This window comes from Granulosicoccus antarcticus IMCC3135 (assembly GCF_002215215.1).
In the GTDB taxonomy this organism is placed as follows: Bacteria; Pseudomonadota; Gammaproteobacteria; order Granulosicoccales; family Granulosicoccaceae; genus Granulosicoccus; species Granulosicoccus antarcticus.
In genome coordinates this window covers 4,428,346-4,451,009 of sequence record NZ_CP018632.1, presented here as the reverse complement: position 1 = coordinate 4,451,009, position 22,664 = coordinate 4,428,346, and the positions used below count along the sequence as shown (strand labels likewise).

At 53.4% G+C, this 22,664-nt stretch carries 18 protein-coding genes; 14 read left to right on the top strand and 4 right to left on the bottom strand.

Annotated elements, in window-relative coordinates:
* Nucleotides 1-2: 2 nt before the first annotated feature.
* From IMCC3135_RS19240 to IMCC3135_RS19230, 3 genes are all read right to left on the bottom strand, one after another.
* The gene (locus tag IMCC3135_RS19240; protein ID WP_205737614.1) at nt 3-2,051 is read right to left on the bottom strand and encodes a S8 family serine peptidase; all 2,049 of its coding nucleotides are present in this window, start codon (nt 2,049-2,051) and stop codon (nt 3-5) included.
* A gap of 243 nt (nt 2,052-2,294) precedes the next feature.
* Nucleotides 2,295-2,861: a superoxide dismutase family protein gene (locus IMCC3135_RS19235; protein WP_157736129.1), complete on the bottom strand. Its 567-nt coding sequence runs from the start codon at nt 2,859-2,861 to the stop codon at nt 2,295-2,297.
* 285 nt (nt 2,862-3,146) lie between these two features.
* Nucleotides 3,147-4,169 (bottom strand): LacI family DNA-binding transcriptional regulator, encoded by a 1,023-nt coding sequence (locus IMCC3135_RS19230; RefSeq protein WP_169727493.1) that lies wholly within the window; start codon nt 4,167-4,169, stop codon nt 3,147-3,149.
* Nucleotides 4,170-4,328: 159 nt separating this feature from the next.
* Between IMCC3135_RS19230 and IMCC3135_RS19225 the strand changes: the two genes are divergently transcribed.
* From IMCC3135_RS19225 to IMCC3135_RS19175, 12 genes are all read left to right on the top strand, one after another.
* Nucleotides 4,329-5,588, top strand: coding sequence for an ABC transporter substrate-binding protein (locus IMCC3135_RS19225; protein WP_088919079.1), 1,260 nt, complete (start codon nt 4,329-4,331; stop codon nt 5,586-5,588).
* 166 nt (nt 5,589-5,754) lie between these two features.
* A complete protein-coding gene (locus IMCC3135_RS19220) occupies nt 5,755-6,687 on the top strand; it encodes a carbohydrate ABC transporter permease (RefSeq protein ID WP_088919078.1) in 933 nt (310 codons plus the stop codon).
* Nucleotides 6,684-7,514 (top strand): carbohydrate ABC transporter permease, encoded by an 831-nt coding sequence (locus IMCC3135_RS19215; RefSeq protein WP_088919077.1) that lies wholly within the window; start codon nt 6,684-6,686, stop codon nt 7,512-7,514. Before IMCC3135_RS19220 ends, IMCC3135_RS19215 begins: the two co-directional genes overlap by 4 nt.
* Before the next feature lie 78 nt (nt 7,515-7,592).
* Entirely contained in the window at nt 7,593-8,591 is a 999-nt protein-coding gene (locus tag IMCC3135_RS19210; protein ID WP_088919076.1) for an ABC transporter ATP-binding protein, read from the top strand.
* A gap of 150 nt (nt 8,592-8,741) precedes the next feature.
* Nucleotides 8,742-11,114, top strand: a complete 2,373-nt coding sequence (locus IMCC3135_RS19205) for a glycoside hydrolase family 3 N-terminal domain-containing protein (RefSeq protein WP_088919075.1) — start codon at nt 8,742-8,744, stop codon at nt 11,112-11,114.
* 52 nt (nt 11,115-11,166) lie between these two features.
* Entirely contained in the window at nt 11,167-12,477 is a 1,311-nt protein-coding gene (xylA, locus tag IMCC3135_RS19200) for a xylose isomerase (protein ID WP_088919074.1), read from the top strand.
* 103 nt (nt 12,478-12,580) lie between these two features.
* The gene (gene tal / locus IMCC3135_RS19195; RefSeq protein ID WP_088919073.1) at nt 12,581-13,525 is read left to right on the top strand and encodes a transaldolase; all 945 of its coding nucleotides are present in this window, start codon (nt 12,581-12,583) and stop codon (nt 13,523-13,525) included.
* A 158-nt stretch (nt 13,526-13,683) separates the two neighbouring features.
* Entirely contained in the window at nt 13,684-14,712 is a 1,029-nt protein-coding gene (locus tag IMCC3135_RS19190; protein ID WP_205737613.1) for an aldo/keto reductase, read from the top strand.
* Nucleotides 14,713-15,113: 401 nt separating this feature from the next.
* Complete coding sequence (locus IMCC3135_RS19185; RefSeq protein ID WP_157736128.1) at nt 15,114-16,814, top strand: hypothetical protein; 1,701 nt, start codon at nt 15,114-15,116, stop codon at nt 16,812-16,814.
* 18 nt (nt 16,815-16,832) lie between these two features.
* Complete coding sequence (locus IMCC3135_RS34235) at nt 16,833-17,513, top strand: hypothetical protein (protein WP_157736127.1); 681 nt, start codon at nt 16,833-16,835, stop codon at nt 17,511-17,513.
* 323 nt (nt 17,514-17,836) lie between these two features.
* Nucleotides 17,837-18,088: a transposase gene (locus IMCC3135_RS34230; protein ID WP_157736126.1), complete on the top strand. Its 252-nt coding sequence runs from the start codon at nt 17,837-17,839 to the stop codon at nt 18,086-18,088.
* On the top strand, nt 18,039-19,214 hold the full coding sequence (locus IMCC3135_RS19175) for an IS1380 family transposase (RefSeq protein WP_157736125.1): 1,176 nt from the start codon (nt 18,039-18,041) through the stop codon (nt 19,212-19,214). Before IMCC3135_RS34230 ends, IMCC3135_RS19175 begins: the two co-directional genes overlap by 50 nt.
* Before the next feature lie 569 nt (nt 19,215-19,783).
* On the opposite strand, the gene IMCC3135_RS19165 is transcribed toward IMCC3135_RS19175, so the two are convergent.
* The gene (locus IMCC3135_RS19165) at nt 19,784-20,707 is read right to left on the bottom strand and encodes a LysR family transcriptional regulator (protein WP_088921942.1); all 924 of its coding nucleotides are present in this window, start codon (nt 20,705-20,707) and stop codon (nt 19,784-19,786) included.
* A gap of 119 nt (nt 20,708-20,826) precedes the next feature.
* Between IMCC3135_RS19165 and IMCC3135_RS19160 the strand changes: the two genes are divergently transcribed.
* Both IMCC3135_RS19160 and IMCC3135_RS19155 read left to right on the top strand, forming a co-directional pair.
* Entirely contained in the window at nt 20,827-21,813 is a 987-nt protein-coding gene (locus tag IMCC3135_RS19160) for a sterol desaturase family protein (protein ID WP_088919068.1), read from the top strand.
* Entirely contained in the window at nt 21,810-22,613 is an 804-nt protein-coding gene (locus IMCC3135_RS19155; protein WP_088919067.1) for a 3-methyl-2-oxobutanoate hydroxymethyltransferase, read from the top strand. The genes IMCC3135_RS19160 and IMCC3135_RS19155 overlap by 4 nt, the downstream gene beginning before the upstream one ends.
* Nucleotides 22,614-22,664 lie beyond the last annotated feature (51 nt).

The following is a 22,664-nucleotide window of genomic DNA, read 5'->3' as shown; positions in this document are numbered from 1 at the left end:
ATTCAGATATCGCCAGGATCGATCATGCCGTCGCGCACCATGGCCTCGAGTTCATCAAGGTCAGCCTCGTCGAGTGGTGCAATATCACCATTGTCCTCACTCGCTTGAGGTATCTGGGCATCGGCCAAGGCTTGCTCATAACCCTGCTGATAAGCCTGCTGTTGTGCGACCGCCATTGCATTATCGAGCTCGTCCGCTGTCCGTTGTGGATTGATTACCGGTCCTATCGGCCGTATGGGAACTATAGGTTGTATCGGCCTGATGGGGCGTATTGGTGGTTGAATCGGCGGCACGATCGGTGGCCGGGTAGGAGGTTGTATTGGCGGCACGATCGGTGGAAAGATAGGAGGTTGGATTGGTTGCACGATAGGCGGCCGAATGGGAGGTAGTACGGGTTGTACGATTGGAGGCCGGACGGGAGGTAGTATGGGTAGTACAATCGGAGGCCGGACGGGTGGTAGGGTCGGCGTTACAGGACTCACAATTCGGCAGTGCATGCGTGCAAGAATAGTTGCCCGATGCGCGTTAACCAAGCCGTGACCAGTAGCCTCGTCGACACCGCAATGTGCAACGTTGGGCCCGGTATTGCCGTGTGTCTGGCCGGTCGTGACATCCGTTGCCGTACGTTGCAACACATCGCGAACCTGGGCAGGCGTCAATCGCTGGCAAGTCTGTTTCACCAGTGCCGCAGCACCTGCTAGTTGAGGGGCTGCCGCTGAGGTACCGCTGAATGCCGCCCAACCATCATTACTCGTTGTCTCATCACCATTGGGGTGTGTGCCACCGGCGCTGTTCCGATCGATTTCATCTAACGGTTGTACTGGCAGCATGATGTACCGAGCACCCGGCTGCATGCCTACCAACCCACTAAGGTCTGGGACTCGCCGTCCCGAGTAGATATTGGACATGAAACCGGACGAGTAGTCAGATGCCTGCAATGAACCATCGCTGTCCATGAAAACACCGCCTGCCGAGATGACATCCGGATGCTGCCCGGGAAACCCCCAGTGACCATTACCGGCAGAGAAGATGACCGTGATGCCAGAGGCGACTGCAGTGGCTACAGCGTTGCCCAATGCAATATCTGCGGCAGACAGCGAACCGTTACGAAGATCTGATCCCCATGAACAAGTGATGATATCCGGACCGAGGCCGACGGCCATGTCGAAGCTGCCGATGCTGTTGACGAAGCTCATCTTGACCGGTCGCAGCCGCACATCGGGAGCAAGTGCAAAGATATTCGCAGACTCGCCAGTTCCATGGCCACTTTCATCGTCGGCGGCATTGCTGGCTCCGGGCCCTAGCAAGGCATTGTCTGCACGATAGCCGTGTGCAGCGAAAAACGGATGTCGGTAGAATCCCGAATCGACCATCGAGACAACCACGCCACGACCGGTGATGCCAGCGCGGTGTGCCGGACCTGCATTGCAGCCCATGGAAACCCCATTGGGCACGTCCAGATGCCAGTAGCCAGGATTCGGCGGTGTGGCGTTGGGGGCCATGTAATAGCGTGGCTCTTCGAGGGCGACACCTTCAAGCACATTGCCGAAGGCGCTGTTCTGAGTGGCAATCAAACCCGGCATGTCACAGTTCGGACTGTCCAGGAATTCAGCCACGGTGGAGTTGCTGAATGGCTTTATGACTTCACGTTGATGCACTTCAATCGGTGCGCCGAATGCCTGCTCGAAAACTTTGGCAGAGCCCGCAATATTGATCATGGCGCCCGACACCTGCAGAACATCAAAACCGGCCTGTTGTAGTTGTGCCACAGCACTACTCAACAACGCCTCTTCCGATAGATAATCGGCTACGTTTTCAGCGTTAATGCCGAAGCCTGCATCGAACATTGACCGCCCACCAATCGAGAGAACGGATGCCTGTGCATAGATTCGAGCGGGCAGTGTCGGTGCGCGTTCCGTTGCTGGTGATCGCTTCTTCCCAGGTTCCGATTTTCCAGAGGACTTGCCGGTCGAATTCGATGCGCTCTTTCGGCTGGATGACGCTTTTTTACCGGACACTTTTTTCGTGACTGTCTTTTTTCGTGAGGCCATGGCTTGCTTTTCCTTTGTGCTAGTGGCTCTTCCTCATGATAGTCACGCTGTGATTTGAATCACAAGTCTTGAATGGCTGGAAAAAGTATAGGAGTAAGGTGGGCTGTTACAGTCAATGGCGATATAATCTCTCTGGTCGTCCGATTGACTAGCTGTAAATCGAGATATGGGCTTTGTATATCTCTACGGGTGAGATTAGAAAAAGCATCCGCCCGACCTGTAACAGCTTTAAAGCGCTGCAATTCAAGAAGAGGGTTCAGCGATGATCGCACAGGCAATACGTGCAGCTGCATCTCCGGACGGCTGACTCTTGTAATCGTCTGCATCGGCATGCAGGAGAAGGGCTGAACCATCTACATCATTGAGGGCGGCAGAACCCTCAGAGCCCATCGAAATTGAAGTATTCAGCACCTCGATTGTCAGCTCGCCTGACTCTGGAATATGCACATTAGGCATGTCACCGGCGTGTGGTCCTTTGTCTTCCAGAAAGCCGTGCTCCTTGCCAGCTGCAAGATGCCCGCCAGCACTTTCGAACCCGTCAGCTGCATTGCATTTGCCGGTCTCATGGATGTGAAAAGCATGTGCCCCAGAGGACATACCCTGCAGATTGGCCTTGATTTGAACACCGGTACTGACTTCAATGAAGGTGATCTCACCCAAAGTCCCACCATCCACACCTTTTAGCTCAGCAGTGACCTCTTTGGCGATGACAGATGGGGCAATCATCATGGCTGAACTGGTGAGTGCGATCATTCCGAACGTTTTGGCTACAAGACGCTTCGATGCTAGCGAATGGGTGTGTATTGTCATGACTGGCATTCTCTGAAGTTGCTGTTTACAAATACTGTTACAAACATCAGACAGTCATGCATCTAAATGAAAAAAATGACCCAGCACTCTGAGCATGACATGTATTTCATTGTTGTCGCCAAGCCGAGCTCAAACGCGGCACTCTTCAAAACACTTGAACAGCACATGAGGCGTGGCCAGTAACAGGCGTGGGAAACGGTAGACGAGAACTCTCTCTCTCTCTCTGCGGACAACCTATTATCGAGACACTAGTTAGAGAAAGCGGGGTACAAAGTTAACGGCTCTTCAATAAATATTATCCGCCAATAATATATCCATACGAATTCGTTCCTGCGATTCAACGATTGGCTTGCCTTCGTAATAGGCGCGTAGAACGCGCATGGCACTGCGCGCGATGTGATCGGTATTCTGGGAAATGATCGCATCCACTTGTCCTTTGGCCACGGCCTTGCGAACCGGGTCGGACAGCTCGTGCATGATGACAACGGGCGACTTGTCGGTGTCATCCAGTGCCTGCAGGATGCCCTTGTTGCCTGCGGCAATGGAATAGAGCCCCAGTAGTTGCGGCTCGTTCTGCAGCAGCTCGCTGGTGGCGATCCGATTCAATTCCGGATCTGAGTTGCATTCGGAGACCGTGAGCAGCTGAAGCTGTGGAAAGCGCTCCTCAATGATCTGGCGAAAGCCAAAAAAGCGATCCATCTGGTCGCGCATTCTCAGTGAGCCTGTAATCACGCCAACCTTGCCATCCTGCGCTCCGATGAATCGCCCCATCAGATTGCCAACCACGCGACCGGCAGACACATTGTCGATACCCACGAAGTGGTGCCGCGCTGAATCGGGAATGTCAGACACCAGCGTGACGATGTTGACGCCGCGTTCAACCGCTCTGCCTATGGCCTGTTTGACACCGGGCGCATCAATGGCAAACGCCCCTACGCCCTGATATTCGTCCGGGTCGATGTTATCGAGTGCTTCAATGAGGTCATTTCCATCAGAAAATGAGATGCGGTGAAGATCGCAGGTGATATCCACGTCATAGAGTGCGGCTGTGGCTAGCATGAGCGAGCGCTCCATGTCAGCAACGAAGTTGCTCTGCCGGTCGGGAATCAGGAATTTGAATCGATAGCAGCCTTTCGCAGCCTGTAGGAAAAGTTCTGGAATATTGTTGTTATTCAGTTCCTTGACTGCGTCTTCGATCCTGATTCGGGTTTTCTCACTGACTTTGGAACGACCATGTAGTACTCGGTCCACGGTGGCTGTGCTGACTTCCGCACGCTCGGCAATCTGCCGTATTGTCAATTTGCTCATGACTACCATTCTAGTCGAAATACTCGTCAGGAAAATATAATTGAGAGAATAAATGATGTGTTTTAAGGTTGTAAATGATTGCAATACATCAAATATGTGTTATTTTCGATGCCTCAAATGATGTTGTCGACTAGTGGAACTACTAAAAGGAAGAGTGCAATGAACATGAAATTCCCCACAGCAGTGCTGACAGCCATGTTGCTGTCCTCCACAGCGATGGCGCAGACAGAAGTCTCGGTATTGCGGGTCGAACTCGCCGATGAAGTGCAGAAGAACTACTACGCCGATATGGCAGCCGCTTATGAGAAGGCCAATCCGGACGTCAAGATCAACCTGCAATACATTGCCAACGAAGCGTTCAAGACAAAGCTGCCAACCTTGCTACAGTCGGATTCACGTCCGGATGTTTTCTATAGCTGGTCAGGCCTTACTCTGGTTGAACAGGCAGAAGCCGGATTTCTTCGCGATATATCCAGCCTTGTCAGCGAAGAGACCCTGAGTACGATTCCGGAGGGCATGGTGGAGGCCTACCGAGTCGATGGTGAGCTTGTGGGGATGCCTCTGTACGCCGCCGAGGTGGTCTTCTGGGCCAATACTGCGCTGACTGAGAAAGCCGGTGTGGATCCTGCCAGCATCAAGACATGGGAGGACTTCCTGGCTGCCGTCAAGACAGTAAAGGCTGCCGGCATTACTCCTATCGTTGTCGGTGGGCAAGATAAGTGGCCACTGCACTTCTATTGGAGTTATCTGGCCATCCGCGAGGGCGGGTCGCATACGTTGCTGGATGCTACCGGCGGTGAGGGTGAGGGATTCATGGCCGAGCCCTTTATCAAGGCGGGTGAGAAATTTCAGCAACTGGTTGAACTCGAACCGTTTCAACCAGGCTTCATGTCGACCACCTTCGAGACCGCCACCACACTGTTCAGCAACGATAAGGGTGCGTTTCGCCTGATGGGTGAATGGGCCTATTCCGCCATACAGGATCAAGCCAAACAAGGTGCCCCTTTGAATGATGAAAATCTGGCTGTTTTCAGTTTTCCTGTTGTTGAAGGCGGTGCTGACAAGGATGGAAGCGTCACTCTGGGGGGCATCAATGGCTGGGCGGTGTCAAAAGATGCGCCTGATGAGGCCGTGGTCTATCTGGAATTCATGCTTGAGCAGGAAAATCAGCGCAAGGCCGCCGAATTGGGAATCTTCATTCCGATAACCGACGGTGCTGACGAGGGTATTGCCAATCCTTACTTCAAGAAGATTGCCGAAGATCTTTCTAACTCCACCTACCATCAGGTTTTTCTGGACCAGTATCTTGGCGCCTCTGTCGGAGCCACAGTGAACGACATATCCGCGGATCTGGCTGCCGAGGTGATCTCACCCGAGCAAGCTGCAGAGCAGGTTCAGGAAGCCTGGGATTTTCGTTAAGCCTCACCGCGGCTGAGAACCTGTAGCAAATACAGGTTCTCGCCTGTCGAGAACCTGCGCAGGTGGACACGTTCACCGCACAGGTTGCTTTGAGTTCTACCCAATCCGTGTGTCGCCCTGATAGCTGGGCGGCGTGCGTTTAAATTCGCCTTTGATGGAGTCACGCATGTCAATTACGCAACAGGGACCGGCGTCGGAAACGCTTGTCGAGCGACTTCGGCGCGGCCTCACCAACGGGCGCTTTGCCGCCATCATGTTGTTGCTGCCGCCAGCTCTCATCTTGTTCAGCCTGTTTGTCATTGTGCCACTGGGTGAATCCGGCTGGTATGCATTTTTTGACTGGAACGGTTATGGCGAGCCAGTTGACATGGTTGGCCTGCAAAATTTCGAACGCCTGTTTGGACATTCGGTCTTTCATCAAGCCGTTGGCAATACGGTCAAGATAGTGGTGGTGTCGCTGGTGATTCAGATGCCGCTGGCGCTGGGACTTGCATTACTGATTTATAGAAAGACACCGACCAATGCCGCCTTTCGCCTGATTTTCTTTCTGCCCTATATTCTTGCCGAGATTGCTGCCGGGCTTATCTGGAGTTTCATCTTCGATGGAAATTACGGAGTCAGCGCAAGTGTGACGCAGGCGATGGGCACTGAGCCTTACTTTTTATTGGCTGATCGAGACTGGGCATTTGTTGCCATCATGACGGTAATCGTCTGGAAGTACTTCGGATTTCACATGATGATCTACATTGCAGCTTTACAGGGAGTGCCTGATGATCTGCTGGAGGCCGCACGAATCGAGGGGGCAAAACCACTGGATATCGTCAAGCATGTGCAGATTCCACTGATCAAGCCGGCAATTCTGGTCAGCGCCTTCTTTGCCATCATTGGTGCCTTGCAGGTTTTTGATGTGATCATACCGCTCACCAATGGCGGGCCTTCAAATTCCACCCATACGATTGTTACCTACCTCTACACGTTTGGACTCACTCGCCTGAAGATCGGATTTGGTAGTGCGGTGGGCGTTGTTCTCTTTTTGTCTGCAGTACTGATTGCGGTGTTCTATCAGCGAATAGCGTTCAAGAAGGAGCCACAATCATGAATCAGGTGCAATTTTTCCGTCAATTAGCCAGGATTGCCATATTGTGCGTGGTTTCGGCCTTTGTACTGGGGCCCTTGGTGGCTACGGTGCTGGGCGGCTTCAAGAGCAGTGCCGAAATACGCACCAACGCTATTGGTTTGCCTGAAACATGGCAACTCGAGCACTACGCCAGCATTGTCAGTAGTCCAGAATTCTGGCGCTATCTTTTCAACTCTCTGGTGATCTCGCTTTCATGCGTGTTTCTGACCTTGCTGGTCGGTGCCGCGGCAGCCTATGTGTTCGCACAAATCCGGTTCTTCGGTTCACGGATGTTGTTTTCCTACTTGCTGCTGGGGTTGATGTTTCCGTTTGCCACAGCCATTCTTCCCTTGTTCATCAAAGTGCGTGACATCGGCATACTGGACACCTACTGGGCCGTGATCCTGCCACAGACAGCCTTCGGGTTAAGTCTTGCCATTCTGCTTTTTCGTACCTTCTTTCAGCAGTTGCCCAAGGAGCTGTTTGAAGCGGCCTACGTTGATGGTTGTGGTTATGTGCGCTTTTTCTGGCGCTTTACGCTACCTCTGTCTACGCCCATTTTGGCCACAGTCGGCACCTTTGTTTTTGTGCAGAGCTGGAATAACTTTCTACTGCCATTGGTGGTTCTCAATTCGCGTGAGGCGTTCACCTGGCCGCTGGGCATGATGCAGTTCCGTGGCGAATACCTGACTGACTGGAATCTGGTGCTGGCCTTTGTAACGCTCACCATCCTGCCTGCCATCCTGTTTTTTCTGGCCGCGCAGAAGTACATCGTGGCCGGCTTGACCGGTGGCGCGGTGAAAGGATGAGTCTTGTACCTGTCTGCAGCAGACCCCCAATATCGCTTTCATTTATCCCTACCGCCTGTATCACAGGAGTGAAATCACATGGCTGACGTACAGCTACAGAAAATCAACAAATGTTTCGGGTCGGTGGAAGTCATTCCCAGTCTTGACCTGGACATCCCCGAGGGTTCATTCACGGTGCTTGTGGGCCCCTCCGGATGCGGCAAATCGACGCTTCTGCGCATTATTGCCGGTCTTGAGCAACCCAGTGCCGGCCAGGTCATCATAGGCGGTCGCGATGTCACCCGGGATGAGCCGTGTGAGCGAGGCATATCGATGGTGTTCCAATCCTACGCACTCTATCCACACATGACGGTGGCACAGAATATTGATTTTGGCCTTCGATTGGCAAAAGTGCCTGCGGCCGAGCGTGAGAAGCGGGTTAGCGAGGCGGCGCGGATATTACACCTGGAGCAACTGCTTGATCGAAAGCCTGCCGCTCTATCCGGAGGTCAGCGCCAGCGCGTCGCCATAGGGCGCTCTATCGTGCGCGAGCCCAAAGTGTTTCTGTTCGACGAGCCGCTGTCAAATCTGGATGCATCCCTGCGCACACAGATGCGTGTTGAGCTTGCGCAACTGCACGAACAATTCACGGCAACCATGGTCTATGTCACCCATGATCAGGTAGAGGCCATGACGCTTGCTGATCAAATAGTGGTGATGAACGCTGGACGGATCGAACAGGTCGGACCACCGATGGAGCTTTATGAAAAGCCGCGCAGTGAGTTTGTTGCCACTTTCATCGGTTCACCCAAGATGAATTTGCTGCCGGGTAAGGCCATTGGCAGGGAAGACATCGGTAGCGTTGGCATTCGTCCGGAACACATCAGTCTTGACGAATCAAGTGGCCAGTGGCCTGCCCAAGTGCTTGTGGTGGAGAATCTGGGCAGTGACACCGTGGCCTATGTGCAGTCAGATGAGCTGGGGCCAATGACGGTTCGTCTCTCTGGCCATCGGCATCTTGCCACTCGCAGTCGCGTGTTTCTGACCCCTGAAGCTGAGCATCTTCACCTGTTCGATGCCGATGGATTGCGTCTGTAAATAGTCAGTAAGCCCTCTGAATTCAGAGGGACATTGTTGTGTTAAGTGCAATTACTGGTGTATTGACAGTGCTGCTTGTATGCACGGCTGCCTGGTATTTCCAACTCAATCCCAACCCTGAAACTCCCTTTCCCCAATAAATCTGCTGCCATGAATCCCTATCAAAATGCAAATCTGCCTATCAGCACTCGGGTCGAGGATCTGCTCTCCAGAATGACGCTGGAGGAGAAGATTGCTCAGATGCACGCGGGCTGGTTATTTCTGGATGAGAACGGCGATCACAAGATTCGTACGGATCGATTCACGGGTGGCTGTGAAGAGGATGCCGTGAAGCGAATGCTGGCAATGGGTCTGGGGCAGATTACGCGGCCATTGGGCACTCGCAGCGTAGAGCCTCGACAGGGTGTGCGTGCATTGAATCGACTGCAGAAATTCATGGTAGAGGACACTCGTCTGGGAATTCCCGTGCTCTCGCATGAGGAGTGCCTGTCGGGATTGATGGCGCGTGATGCGACGATATTCCCATCCTCGCTGGCTTACGGGGCCACCTGGAATCCTGAATTGATTAAAAAGGTGGGCGCAGCCATTGGGGCGGAGTGTTTATCAGTGGGTGCAAGGCAAGGCCTGGCACCGGTTCTCGATGTTGCTCGTGATGCGCGCTGGGGCCGAACCGAGGAATGCTTTGGTGAAGACCCTTATCACACCGGTTTGCTCGCCACCCGTTATGTTCAGGGATTACAGGGTGAAGAGCGTCAGGTGCTGGCCACCTTGAAACATTATGTGGGTCATTCTTTCAGCGAGGGCGGACGAAACCACGCCCCGGTGCATCTGGGCTGGCGTGAACTGAACGACGATTTCATGCTGCCATTCGAGATGGCCGTGAAACTTGGCAACGCTGGCTCTGTCATGCCTGCCTATCACGATATCGATAATGAGCCGCTGCACGCATCCCGGCATCTATTGACAGAGGTGCTTCGTGATGAATGGGGTTTTGATGGGCTGATTGTTGCCGACTACATTGGAGTCAGTCTGCTCCATTCGCATCACGGGGTTGCGGCGAGCAGCGCCGAGGCGGCTGCCTTGTCATTCAATGCAGGCCTGGATGTTGAATTGCCAGGCGATGAGTGTGCCACTCACCTGAAAGAAGCGATGGATAGTGGCCTGATATCAATGGAAACAATTGACGAAATCGTAGGCCGGGTATTACTGGAAAAAATGCGATTGGGATTGTTTGAAAAACCCTATACCGATGAAGAGGCCATTGCCTTGCGCACACCTGCAGCCGTTGAACTAGCCAGAGAAGTCGCTGAGCAGGCGGTCACTATTCTGGACAATAACGGCGTGCTGCCCTTGAGTGGCTCTGCTCGCATCGCGGTGATCGGGCCCACTGCCAACGATCCGTTGGCTCTGCTGGGTGATTACGCCATGCCCGTTCACCTGATCAATCAGGATGAAGTGGAAAGTACAGCCAGCGTGGTGACCTTGCTGACAGGCTTGCAGAATGCCTGCGGTGAGGAACGCGTCAGCTTTGCACAAGGCTGCTACATCATTGAAGAGCGCGGCGCTGGTGCGCCGGTATTCCCCGGAGATATCACCGATAACACGGATCTTGACATCGCATCACCGCTTTCAACGCGCCTGGATCTTGTGGAAGAGGCGGTTGCCGCAGCTCAAGCTGCTGATATTGCAGTGGTCTGTGTGGGGGATCTGTCAGGTATTTTCCAGACCGGTACCGTTGGCGAAGGATCGGATGTCGACACGCTGGACCTGCCTGGTGTACAGCAGACGCTGCTTGACGCCATTGTGGAGACGGGCAAGCCGGTCGTGGTCGTTCTGACCAGTGGCCGTCCCTATAACCTGGGTGGTCAGGAATCCAGGCTGGCGGCTCAGGTCATGGCATTTTTTGGCGGCGAGCAAGCGGGCAATGCCCTGGCCAACGTGTTGACTGGCGCGGTAGAGCCTTCGGGCCGTCTGACCTTGTCTATCCCCCGTAGTGCGGGTGCCTCTCCCTATTTCTACAATCACAAGTTCAAGAGCTCTGGTACGCCCATTGCCCGGCACTTTGGTAGTAAATATCCCTTTGGCCACGGCCTGTCCTATACGCAGTTCGAATACAGCGATCTTGAGCTGGGCGCACAAAAGGTGGACATCAATACGGGTGAGGTGCGTCTCTCGGTCACGGTGCGCAATGTCGGTGAGCGACCGGGTTTCGAGGTGCCGCAGTTGTATGTTCGTGACAAGCTGGCATCGCTGGTAAGACCCGTCAAGGAGCTGAAGTGTTTCAGCCGTATTCAGCTGGATGCCGGCGCTGCAGCCCGAGTGGAATTCGTCATACCGGTGGACATGCTCAACTTTACCGGTTCATCGGGTGTACGTATTGTTGAACCTGGCGAATTCGAACTGATGGTCGGTGCGTCCAGCGGCAATATCAAACTGCAAACCACCGTGGACGTCACAGGCGATGTGCGCACACTTGAATGCAACTGGCGCATGGAAAGTCACAGCAAAGTGACACCCCTTTAATACGCCGAATCATTGGCGCATTCCCCTTTCACAAGCTTGATGGAAAATACACATGAGTACTGGATTTTTTGGTGATATTGAACGTATTCCCTATGCAGGGCCCGACAGCACAGACCCGCTGACTTTTCGATACTACCAGCCCGACGAGATGGTGCTGGGCAAGCGACTCGAGGAGCACCTGCGATTCGCTGCGTGTTACTGGCACAGCTTTGCCTGGCCGGGCAGCGATCCTTTTGGCGGGCAGACGTTTGAACGTCCCTGGTTCGGAGAGTCTCTGGATGATGCACGGCTCAAGGCGGATGTCGCCTTCGAGATGTTTACCGCTTTGGGCGTACCGTATTTCTGTTTTCACGATCTGGATATGCGTCCTGATGGCAACAGTTTTGCCGAGAACACGCGCAATCTGCAAGTCATGACAGACTATCTGGGCGAGAAAATGGATGCCAGCGGTGTAAAACTGCTGTGGGGTACGGCCAATCTGTTTTCTCATCGTCGCTTCATGAGTGGTGCGGCAACCAACCCTGATCCGGACGTGTTTGCGTATTCGGCAGCGACCGTCAAGACCTGTATGGATGCTACACAGAAGCTCAAGGGCGAAAACTACGTACTGTGGGGTGGTCGTGAAGGCTATGAGACGCTGCTCAATACCGATCTGAAGCGAGAGCTGGATCAGATGGGTCGATTCCTGAATATGGTGGTCGAGTACAAACACAAGATCGGTTATGAAGGCGCCATTCTGATCGAGCCGAAGCCTCAAGAACCTACCAAGCATCAGTATGACTTTGATGTGGCAACCGTCTACGGTTTTCTGCAGCGCTTTGGTCTGGAGAACGAGGTGAAGGTCAATATCGAACAGGGCCATGCGATTCTGGCCGGTCACTCCTTCGAACATGAACTGGCACTGGCCAATGCCCTGGGCATATTCGGCTCAATCGACATGAATCGGAATGACTACCAGTCAGGCTGGGATACGGATCAGTTCCCCAATAACGTTCCAGAAATGGCTCTGGCCTATTATCAGGTACTTCAGGGTGGCGGCTTCGCCAGTGGCGGGACCAACTTCGACTCCAAGTTACGACGACAGTCGATTGAAGCTGATGATTTGCTGATAGGCCATATCGGCGGTATGGATTGTTGTGCCAGAGGTCTCAAGGCTGCGGCTGCGATGATCGAGGACAAAGCCTTGTCCTCTCCTCTGGAAGAACGTTATGCCGGTTGGAATGAGGAGACCTCGGCACGGATGCTCGATGGGTCCATGGGGCTTGAAGGCATCGAGGCGCATGTCTTGAAGAATGACATCAATCCTCAGCCTCGATCGGGACGGCAGGAGAAGCTTGAGAATATTGTCAATCGCTACGTTTAACCGATTAACTGAAACAAGACTATATTTAGGGATCACCCGGGATGCAATCATCGCCCGTGCAAGACACCTGATCAGCCACTGAGCGATCTTCGGAGATACAAAAATGCAGACTGTACTAGAGCAACTCAAACAGATGACCGTCGTGGTCGCAGATACAGGTAATGTTGAGGCGATAAAGACCTACAGCCCGGTCGATTGCACCACCAATCCGTCACTGGTGCTCGCTGCACTGAGGGATCCTGCTGCAGAAGAGCTTGTCGCGCGTGAGATCGAGGCAGGAGCTAAAACGGGTCGCAGTCCGGAAGGTGTGGTAGATGGTCTGACCGTTGCGCTCGGCGCTGAGCTGACGGCGTTGGTGCCAGGACGGGTCTCGACCGAGGTCGACGCACGGCTGTCATTCGATACCCAGGCGTCGGTTGATCGCGCACAAGAGATCATCGCGGACTACGCCAAGCGAGGCATTGGCAGCGAACGCATCCTGATCAAGCTGGCATCGACCTGGGAAGGCATTCGCGCCGCCGAAATCCTTCAAAGCAAGGGGATCGATTGTAACCTGACCCTGCTGTTTTCGATGGCTCAGGCTATCGCCTGCGCGGATGCCGGGGCGTTCCTGATCTCACCCTTCGTCGGCAGGATCACAGACTGGTACAAAAAATCCGAGGGCCGAGATAGTTATTCACCTGAAGAGGACCCGGGCGTGCAGTCCGTGAGGCGCATCTATGATTATTACCGATCGAACGGAATCGATACGATAGTGATGGGCGCCTCATTTCGGAACATCGACCAGATCAAGGCACTGGCAGGCTGCGACCAGCTGACCATTGCGCCCAAATTGCTGGATGAATTGCAAAACGACCAATCTGTTCTGCCGCGTGTCCTGTCCCCTGCAGCAGCAAGCGGAATGACTCCCGTATCAATGAACGAGTGTGTATTTCGATGGGAGATGAACGCCGATGCCATGGCGACGGAGAAACTGGCAGAAGGCATCCGTTCTTTCGATGCCGACCACAATGAGCTGATTGCTCTGGTGGCTGAGCGCATGAGGTAGGGGGTCAGCAGGTAGAGCTGATGAACTCAGACGACATGACCGAGATGGTCAAGATCGTTCGGGGGGTGGCTTGCAGGAAAAACCGAAATCGTCCAGTTTGCGGCTTCGATATCGTTCATCCGATTAATGTCAGTTAGATAAAGAACAGGGGAATTGCATTGAATCCTAATTCAACACGAAAGCTGAGTGCCAAAAGCGGACTGGATGTCTCAATATTGGGGTTCGGTGGTGGTCCGATTGGGGATCAGTACAAGCAGCACGACAATGACGTGGCGATTGAAACCGTCGTTGCCGCGCATGAGGCTGGGCTGACATTATTCGATACTTCGCCACACTACGGCTCGGGTCTTTCCGAGCATCGCACGGGTGCAGCGCTACGCAAGAAGCCGCGTGACAGCTACATCTTGTCGACAAAGGTCGGTCGGTATCTCGTGCCACCAACTGAGGATGAGCCGTTGGATCGAGATGGCTTTACCGGCGGCCTCGAATTCAACCGCAAATTCGACTACACGCGCGACGGTACCTTGCGTTCTATTGACCAAAGCATGGCGCGTCTGGGGATCAGCAGCATTGACTGCCTGATCATTCATGATTGCGATATCTGGACGCACGGCACACGCGAGGCCTATGAGTTCTATTTCAAGCAAGCGATGGAGGGTAGCTACAAAGTGCTGCACGAGTTGCGTGATCAGGGGGTGATCAAGGCTATCGGCGTCGGTATCAACGAGGTCGACATCTGCATGGAGTTCGCGAATGCAGGAGAATTCGATTTCTTCCTTCTAGCCGGTCGTTACACCTTGCTTGAACAAGGCGCACTGGGAGCTTTCCTCCCGCTCTGCGTTGAGCGCGGCATGGGGATCATGTTGGGCGGGCCCTATAATTCAGGCATTCTTGCTACCGGCGCTGTCGAAGGCGCACGCTATAACTATGAGCTAGCCCCGCCCGAAATCATGGATCGCGTCAGCCGGATCGAAGCTGTCTGTGCGCGCCACAATGTGCCGCTCGCCGCAGCCGCGCTTCAGTTTCCGCTTGGACATGAGGCCGTCAAGTGCATCATCCCTGGCGCAATTTCTCCGGATGAGGTGCAGCAGAACATGGCACTAATGGCGCACGAAATACCGGCCGAGCTTTGGGCCGAATTGCGTACCGAGGGGCTTTTGAACGAACAGGCGCCGGTGCCTGGCTAGGGGGCGCCCGGCTAGGGCAATGGCAGGACGGTGGCAATCGGTCAGGTGCCAGATGTGTGATGGAGCTTCGCTGACGGATCCCAGTCGTTGCGTCAAACAGTAGGTGGGCAGAAAATTGTTAGCCGTCTCATTCAGCATCCATTCTCTGGGACCTGATCTTGTTGTTTGATATTTGTACATGACAAAACTGAAACCCTAGGGTTTTCCCTGATTGTGCTTGCGATTCCTGTGGTCCAGACTTTTGCAGTCAGAAGTCGAAATATCAGGATGTCAGCAACGTGCAAATATCAGCTAATCGCAGTACGGTTTCATCGAAGCTTGAATCCACCTCTCCGTCGGCAGGGCAAGATTCTGGCGACATTGCCAAATCTGCAACCCCCAATGTTGCTTCTGGAGTTGTCTTGAAGTTCCTAGACGTGCAGGCTCGACGAGATCACTCATTGTCAGTCGAGTCGGCGCCCACTGACGTGCCATCATCGACTTCTGATGTCGATGGGCTCGTTGCTGCGTTTGCAGATCAATTTGCTGCAACAGCGCAAGATCCCGAGGCCTTTCATGGCTTGCTTCGTGAGGCGTTTGGTGATTCCTATGACCAGCAAGCCGCAGAAGTACTACGCCAAAGTGCACTCGAGGGCGATTTTTCGTGGTTACCCAGTATAGAAGTCGTTGACGCATCAGAGTTGGCTGATCAATCCGGAACTCAGGGGGCCGGCACTGGCATGGGTGCCTATGACGCCAGTAACGATCGCATTCTGCTCAGTAAGGAGTTGCTGAACGGGGACGCGGGTCAGGCATTGGATGTGTTGACCGAGGAAATCGGCCATTCGTTGGATGCACGGCTTAATACAAGCGATACCGCCGGCGACGAGGGCGCAGTGTTTGCACGGTTGTCCAGAGGCGATACCTTGGGTGCCTCTGAGCTTGCCGCTTTAAGAGCCGAAGATGACAGTGGCATCATTATTGTGGATGGTGAGGAAGTCGCCGTTGAGTATGGTTGGCTTTCGGATCGCTGGGATGATGTTACTGGTGTTGTCGATGACGTCGTTGATACGGTTACCGATGTCGTTGATAGCGTGACGGATGCTGTCAGTGACGGCATTGAATGGGTGGGCGATACGCTCAGTGATGGTGTGCAATGGGTGGGAGACACGATTGGTGATGGTGTTGATTTCATCTACGAAAACGGCGTGCGGCCAGTGCTGGAAAATACCGGTGCGTTGGGGGAATTCATTGATGAGCACGTCGCGCGTCCGATGGTAGGGGCGATTGGCGATGCCATCGATATCGGTACCAACATCGTGGATTCTGTCGTAGATACGACCACACATGTTCTAAGTAATGGTGTCCAGACATTTGGACAACTGTTGCAGGGTAACTTCTCAGGCGCCTGGAGCAGCGCTGTGCAAACAGTGACCGACTTTGCCTCCGATCTGGCAGGCGCAACGGTAGAAACTTTTGCAATGGGGCTACACGCTGCAACCAGCGTGATCAATGGAACGTTAGGTTTGTCCGGCACTCGCAGCCTGACTGGCGATGAGGTCGCTTATCTACAGACAATCTATGGCGACAGTCTTGACTATAGCGAGATGCGAATCCAAGAGGGCGGTATCGAGAGCTGGGTTGGTATGGACCCACATACCGTAGGTAGTGATATTTATCTGCCAGAAGCATATTTCGTTGCAGAAGGAGCCGTGGACTCCAATGGCACGCCCATTCCCGAAGGCACACTCACACAGGCAGGTCTGGAACTTCTGAGTCATGAGGCTGCTCACACCTGGCAGTTTCAGAATTCAGGTGCCGGCTATCTCAGCGAAGCAATCGGCAGCTATATTGTCGATAAAGATGGAGCTTACGATTACATAAGTGCTTTGGATAATCTCACCCCATGGGAAGATATGACGCCTGACCAGCAGGCGGAGTTGGCGATGTTGATTGGCATGGCGCAAGCTGATGATGGCGTTGGTGTTGTTACATTAAAGGGGCTGAAAGCAGCGATTGACGAGGATCGAGGTACCGGAGTGCCAGCATACCCGGTGCTGTCTGTCGAACAATTCGATTATGTCAAGGCAATACAAACTCGATTACTCGCTGGTGATGCGTAAACCGGTTATCCTCTAGCAATGAAAATACAAATAGCCTTGTTATCATCGATCATTCTGTCAGGGTGTACACATGGAACCCGCAACTGCAGCACATTCGATTTGCCTGCAGCCTTGAGTTGGTCAACCGTCGACAATGTAGGCGAGTCGGCAACCTTCACCAGTGCCTCTGGGGAAAATCTGACCATGACACTAATGTCACGAATCGATAATGAGCCTTACGAAGGCGGTGACCGTTTTGGTGCTGACAGTGTGGTTTGTTTGAAGTACTCAGATCGCCAGTACGAATTTGACGATGGTGACGCCGGGATGTTCATCAAGATAACTCAACGTGAGGAGGTGGATCAGCCCTACGAGGAGCAAAGTATTATTATCGAGTCGACTCCTCAGGCGCCATCAGGCAGTGCGCTCAACTACAAATTCTATATAAGCACAGCCAGTATTGCTTTTTATGGAGAAGATGGAGGAGAGGTATTTCCGACATCAACAGTCCGACTACTCGATGACACGAACATCGGTGGTGAAAATTATGATGTAGCAATAGAGGAGATCTTTACAGACACTGCCGAAATTACTGCAGCAACGCCCGATGGCGTTGATACGATCAGTAGTCTGGTATTTGCCAGAAGTCGTGACGGGGTTCGTGATGGTCTGGTGCGTATCGGATTCACCAATGGTGACGTCTATACGAGAGCAAACTAGTAGCTTTGCGATATTCACTCGACGAGTCATATGGTGCCGAGTAGGAATCGAGCAGAAAGCCCGTGTGTCATCTTTGAAGCCTGCGGTATTGTAGAAGCCACATGTTTCGGTCGTGGTTTCAAGGAATCGACGCACCCATATGAAATGGCTGGCTTTAGTAGTCACACCTGTACATCTGACGATAGATTGATGTATTCGTACGATTATGTACCAAGCTTGTAATATAGATAGATTCCTTGATGTTAGGAATGATCAAGGGAGTTGATCAATGCCGACTCTGTGCCCGGCGATACGACTTTCAGCACAAACAAAGGCCTTCACCGATGGAAGATATCACAACGCAGAGTGTTGTTTTCAACGACCTGTTCGGCAAGCCGGTTCAGGCTCGTTTCGATCAGCCCGACAGCAGCTCAGACGGCGGTGCGATTCTACTCAAAGCCTGTGACCAAGAGCTGGGGTTGATCGATGCCATCAGTGTGTGTTTGCGCGATGATCGCCAACAAGGCAAGGTCTTCCATACATACGGTGAAGGACTTGGTACAACAACGCGTATTCGGGATTGCCTGCGGATATGAAGACTGCAACGATTCAGCACGCCTTGCCAGCGATCCCGTACAGCGACTTCTAATGGACCGTGACCCTGTCACAGGTCAATTGCTGGCCTCACAGCCCACCTTGTCCCGCTTCGAGAACCAGGTCGATGGCCGATCGTTGGTGAAGATGGGCCACGCCATTGCAGATACTGTCGTTGCTCGCCATCGTAAAAGGCTAAAGGGTCGAGCGCGACGGATAACCATTGACATGGATCCGACAGATGATCCTACCTATGGGGCTCAGCAGCTGACATTCTTCAATGGCTATTATGACAGCTGGTGCTATTTGCCCGTTGCTGGCTTTCTTCAGTTTGATGATGAGGCAGATCAATATGCGTTTGCCTATGTGTTGCGCCCAGGAGAGGCAACGGCCACTGAGGGGGCTATCAGCCTTTTGAAGCGAACACTGAGCAAGCTGCGCAAGGCCTTTGGCAAGATAAAGATCCGGGTGCGCCTTGACGGCGGATACTCAACACCCGAGGTGTTGGAGTTTCTCGATGAACAGAGAGTGGAATATGTAGTCGCTATCGCAAAAAACACTGTGTTAAAAGCGTTTTCGGAGCCTTTGATGGCCGAGGCTAGAGACCTGTCGTCAATCTCAGGTGAGACAGAGCATTGTTTCGGCGAATGCCTTTACGAGGCAGAGACTTGGGACGATGAGCGACGTGTCATCTTCAAGGCCGAGGTTGTCCGGCATCCCGGCCGAGAACCGAAAGACAATCCGCGCTTTGTAGTGACCAATTTGAAAAGCAAACCAGCCTTTATCTATCAGCGAGTGTACTGTCAACGGGCACCGATCGAGAATCGCATCAAAGAACTTCTCTACGGGTTGAACATTGATCGAACCAGCTGCACACGATTTTTCGCCAATCAGCTACGGGGCCTACTCACGCTGGCGGCCTATGTTTTGTTCCAAGAGCTCAGGTTAAAAGCCAACGGAACCTCGCTGGCCAATGCACAGGTAAGCACTTTGCGAGAGCGGTTACTCAAACTGGCAGTCTGGATACAGCGATCAACAAGGCGTATCGTTTTCCACCTGCCTGACTCAGCGCCGTGGCGACACGAGTGGACTCAAATAGCGCGTGCACTGGGTGCGGTTCCAACCTGATTCAGCAAAAGTTCGATAATCATTTGCAATACGACTCTGCCATTAGCGTGGCAGTGTACCGCTATGTCTGGGCCTTTGAAAATGGCGTTCAGATCGTGCCAGAGTCATCAAAAAACAGTTGAAAAGTACACCCAACGAGCGATGCTGCCCGTCAATCGGCACACCAACGGTTCAATGACCCAGAATAACTGCCATCAATGTCATTTGCGAACGGTTCATGAATGAAGCAGGTTAGCTGAGTCAATGAGTTCTGCAGACTTCGCGAGCTTGATAATAGGCTGCCTCTTCTGCAACTCCGTACCAGGTTTCAATGGGAAATGGCTCTACATGCGTAGAGTGACGCTGGGCATTTGTAGAGCAGGGGGTGGGATTCGAAGTTGCCTAATTTACCTGAAAATCCAGACTATCGCGAATATCCTGACCGAGCCGGTTCGCGATGTGAAAACGAAAGTGGAGCTCCCCTGGTTTGATAGACACCTCAACTTGAGCGATAATGCTCCAAGAGGTATCAGTGGCGAAACGAAAGATTCCATCCAGAAAGCGTCTTACATTCACAGCCAAGGCATGCATCATGCCATCACAACGTGCTCCAGACCTTCGGCCGTGGCGAAATACGCCACACAGGCGTCGGCGAACACCTGGACGACCCGGCGCCCTGGGCCAGGCGTTACCCCCAATGACAATGTCAGCCCGCTTGACACGTCGGCGATGGGCACCGCTGCCAGGTTATCGCCTGCATAGCTGCAAGCAGTGCTTGGTCGCATGTTCAGGATCGAACAACCCAAACCTGCACCGACCATTGCTCGCACCATCTCGAGGGAATTCGCAGAAGCTGCAATCTTGATGGGCTGGCCGGCACGTTCAAGAAGTTCACGGTAGTAGCTTGTTGCAACGGGACGATCAAGAATCACTAATGGCTCCGCAGCAACCTCTAGCATGGTTACCGAGGCACGTCCGGCAAAAGGATGACCAGAAGAGCAAAGACAATAGCAGGGAGCGTGGATTAATGGCGTGACATCTATCTGTGGCAGAGGTGCATCGGCGACAAAGACAATGGCGTCGTAGCTACCGTCCAGCAACCCGGATTGCGCCTCAGGGTTGTCACATTCCTCCAGAACAAGACTCAGCTCGGGGTTCGCTGTCACCAATGGAGACAAGATGCGCGGCAGGAAGGCGGGTGCAGTCGGGGCGTAGTAACCGAGTTTCAGCTGCCCGGTAAGGGATGATTGCATGTCGCTCCCCTCAACCAACATGGCATCATATCGTTCCAGCAGATCATCTATTCGTTGCAGGATCACCCGGCCGGCGGCCGTTGGAAAAATACCCTTGGCTCGAGCACGCGTGACGAGGGTCATGCCAAAGGCTGCCTCCGCCTGGTCTAATGCCGCCGAGACTGCCGAGGCCGCGATATACAGCTCGCTCGCTGCCTCGGAGATGCTGCCGCGAATCATCGCAGTTCTGACATAACGCATGGCGCGCAATGATAATTGCATTGCTCTGCTCATCTGTATTTCAGATGAAGTATACACATATATACCGTTTTTCATAGGAGAGCGCCGAGGGCATACTGCAGACGTTCACTCAATCTGTTACCCGAAAACCGGAGTCAGGAATGTCCGAAAAGCCTTCGTCACTGCCCGGCTGGAACCACACTCCCGCCGTGCCTCTGCAAGTTTCACCCTTCTTCCAATGGCCGCCCAGACCCGTCGAGATGGCCCGTTGGTTGTGGAGTAGCTGGTTTCTTTTAACCGAACGTCTGATCATCCTTGGCATTGCCTTCGCTTGTGTCATCTGGGTCCAGCCACCACTGACGGACACCCGCACACTTGCAGTGGGCTGGATCGGGGAGATCTGGATTCGCAACATTATCCTGATGACGGTAGTGGCGGGTGGCCTGCATCTTTATTTCTATCGCTGGCGACGGCAGGATGATCGGCTCAAATTTGATCCGCGGCCGCTGATGACTAAAGGCAAGCAGTTCTCTCTGGGCGGACAAATTCGAGACAATATGTTCTGGACACTGGCCAGCGGAGTGACCGTCTGGACGGCCTATGAGGTGTTGATGTTCTGGGCCATGGCAAATGGCTGGGCACCGGTGCTGACCTGGGCCGATAGTCCGGTCTGGTTCGTTGCGCTTTTCTTGTTGATCCCGATCTGGGAAAGTTTCTATTTTTACTGGATCCACAGAATGCTGCATTGGCCACCGCTCTACAAACGGGTCCACGCTCTCCATCACCGCAACATCAATGTCGGACCATGGTCCGGTATGTCGATGCACCCGGTTGAGCATGTGATCTTTCTGGGGTCGGTGTTGATCCACTGGGTGGTTCCAGCAAGCCCGGTCCATATTCTCTTTCACACGCAGTATTTGGCGCTGACCGCAGCCACCACTCATACAGGCTACGAGGCACTTCTAATGAAAGATGAAAACCGTCTGAAACTGGGCACATTTCATCATCAGATGCACCACCGCTATTTCGAGTGCAACTATGGCTCGCTTGAGATTCCATGGGACAAATTGTTCGGATCTTTCCATAACGGAACGCTTGAAGACAATGAGCGCATCAAGGAACGTCGCAAGCGGATCATGAGCTCATGACTAGCCTGGGTCTGACGGTCTGCGAGCTCCGGGCGTTAAAAGGCAAGCGGCGGATTACCTACGTACAGGTTGCAAGTGCAGAGGAGGCTGCCGCTGCAGCCGAAGCCGGAATGGATATGATCGGCAGTGGCTTCCGTCCAGACACATTGTCGTTCGTCGCTGCTGCCAAAGGCACTCATTTTCAGTTTGGTCTTCCCTGGGGTAAGCACGCCAGTGCCACCGAAGCCTTGCGAGACGCTATGAGTGCGATGGAAGCCGGGGCGCAATCGATTTATTGCGCCATGAGTGCGCAAGTGATCGAGGTGCTGGCCCGAGAGGGTATTCCCGTCATCGCCCATGCCGGTCTTGTGCCGCCCAAGGCGACCTGGACAGGTGGCTATCGCGCAGTTGGAAAAACCAAGGAACAGGCACTGCAAGTCTGGCAAGAGGTCAAGCGCTTTGAATCTGCAGGGGCTTTTGCGATTGAACTTGAGGTAATTCCCGCAGCACTTGCCGCGGCAATTACCAGTGCGACTACGCTGATCACCGTTTCGCTGGGTTCTGGCGGTGACTGCGATGCCGAGTATTTGTTCTCTGCTGACCTGTTAGGCGAAAACACTGGCCATATCCCGCGTCACGCCAAGTCCTATCGCAACTTTGCGAAAATGCGGCAGCTGATGCAGACCGAACGAATTGCCGCCTACCGCGAGTACATTGCCGATGTCGATACGGGCAGGTTTCCCGAGTCCCGGCACTTGGTGAAGATCGACGACGATGTGTTGTCTGATGTCGTTGCAAGCATGGAAGCTGGCAAGCTCTAGAGAAACATGCACATATCGCATGAATATTTTATTAGAAAAATCAAGTCTGAC

Bases quoted from the DNA above. Each gene is read 5' to 3' on its own strand.
- IMCC3135_RS19240 (WP_205737614.1), bottom strand. From the start codon at position 2,051: ATGGCCTCACGAAAAAAGACAGTCACGAAAAAAGTGTCCGGTAAAAAA.
- IMCC3135_RS19235 (WP_157736129.1), bottom strand. From the start codon at position 2,861: ATGACAATACACACCCATTCGCTAGCATCGAAGCGTCTTGTAGCCAAA.
- IMCC3135_RS19230 (WP_169727493.1), bottom strand. From the start codon at position 4,169: ATGAGCAAATTGACAATACGGCAGATTGCCGAGCGTGCGGAAGTCAGC.
- IMCC3135_RS19225 (WP_088919079.1), top strand. From the start codon at position 4,329: ATGAACATGAAATTCCCCACAGCAGTGCTGACAGCCATGTTGCTGTCC.
- IMCC3135_RS19220 (WP_088919078.1), top strand. From the start codon at position 5,755: ATGTCAATTACGCAACAGGGACCGGCGTCGGAAACGCTTGTCGAGCGA.
- IMCC3135_RS19215 (WP_088919077.1), top strand. From the start codon at position 6,684: ATGAATCAGGTGCAATTTTTCCGTCAATTAGCCAGGATTGCCATATTG.
- IMCC3135_RS19210 (WP_088919076.1), top strand. From the start codon at position 7,593: ATGGCTGACGTACAGCTACAGAAAATCAACAAATGTTTCGGGTCGGTG.
- IMCC3135_RS19205 (WP_088919075.1), top strand. From the start codon at position 8,742: ATGAATCCCTATCAAAATGCAAATCTGCCTATCAGCACTCGGGTCGAG.
- xylA (WP_088919074.1), top strand. From the start codon at position 11,167: ATGAGTACTGGATTTTTTGGTGATATTGAACGTATTCCCTATGCAGGG.
- tal (WP_088919073.1), top strand. From the start codon at position 12,581: ATGCAGACTGTACTAGAGCAACTCAAACAGATGACCGTCGTGGTCGCA.
- IMCC3135_RS34235 (WP_157736127.1), top strand. From the start codon at position 16,833: ATGAAAATACAAATAGCCTTGTTATCATCGATCATTCTGTCAGGGTGT.
- IMCC3135_RS34230 (WP_157736126.1), top strand. From the start codon at position 17,837: ATGGAAGATATCACAACGCAGAGTGTTGTTTTCAACGACCTGTTCGGC.
- IMCC3135_RS19165 (WP_088921942.1), bottom strand. From the start codon at position 20,707: ATGCAATTATCATTGCGCGCCATGCGTTATGTCAGAACTGCGATGATT.
- IMCC3135_RS19160 (WP_088919068.1), top strand. From the start codon at position 20,827: ATGTCCGAAAAGCCTTCGTCACTGCCCGGCTGGAACCACACTCCCGCC.
- IMCC3135_RS19155 (WP_088919067.1), top strand. From the start codon at position 21,810: ATGACTAGCCTGGGTCTGACGGTCTGCGAGCTCCGGGCGTTAAAAGGC.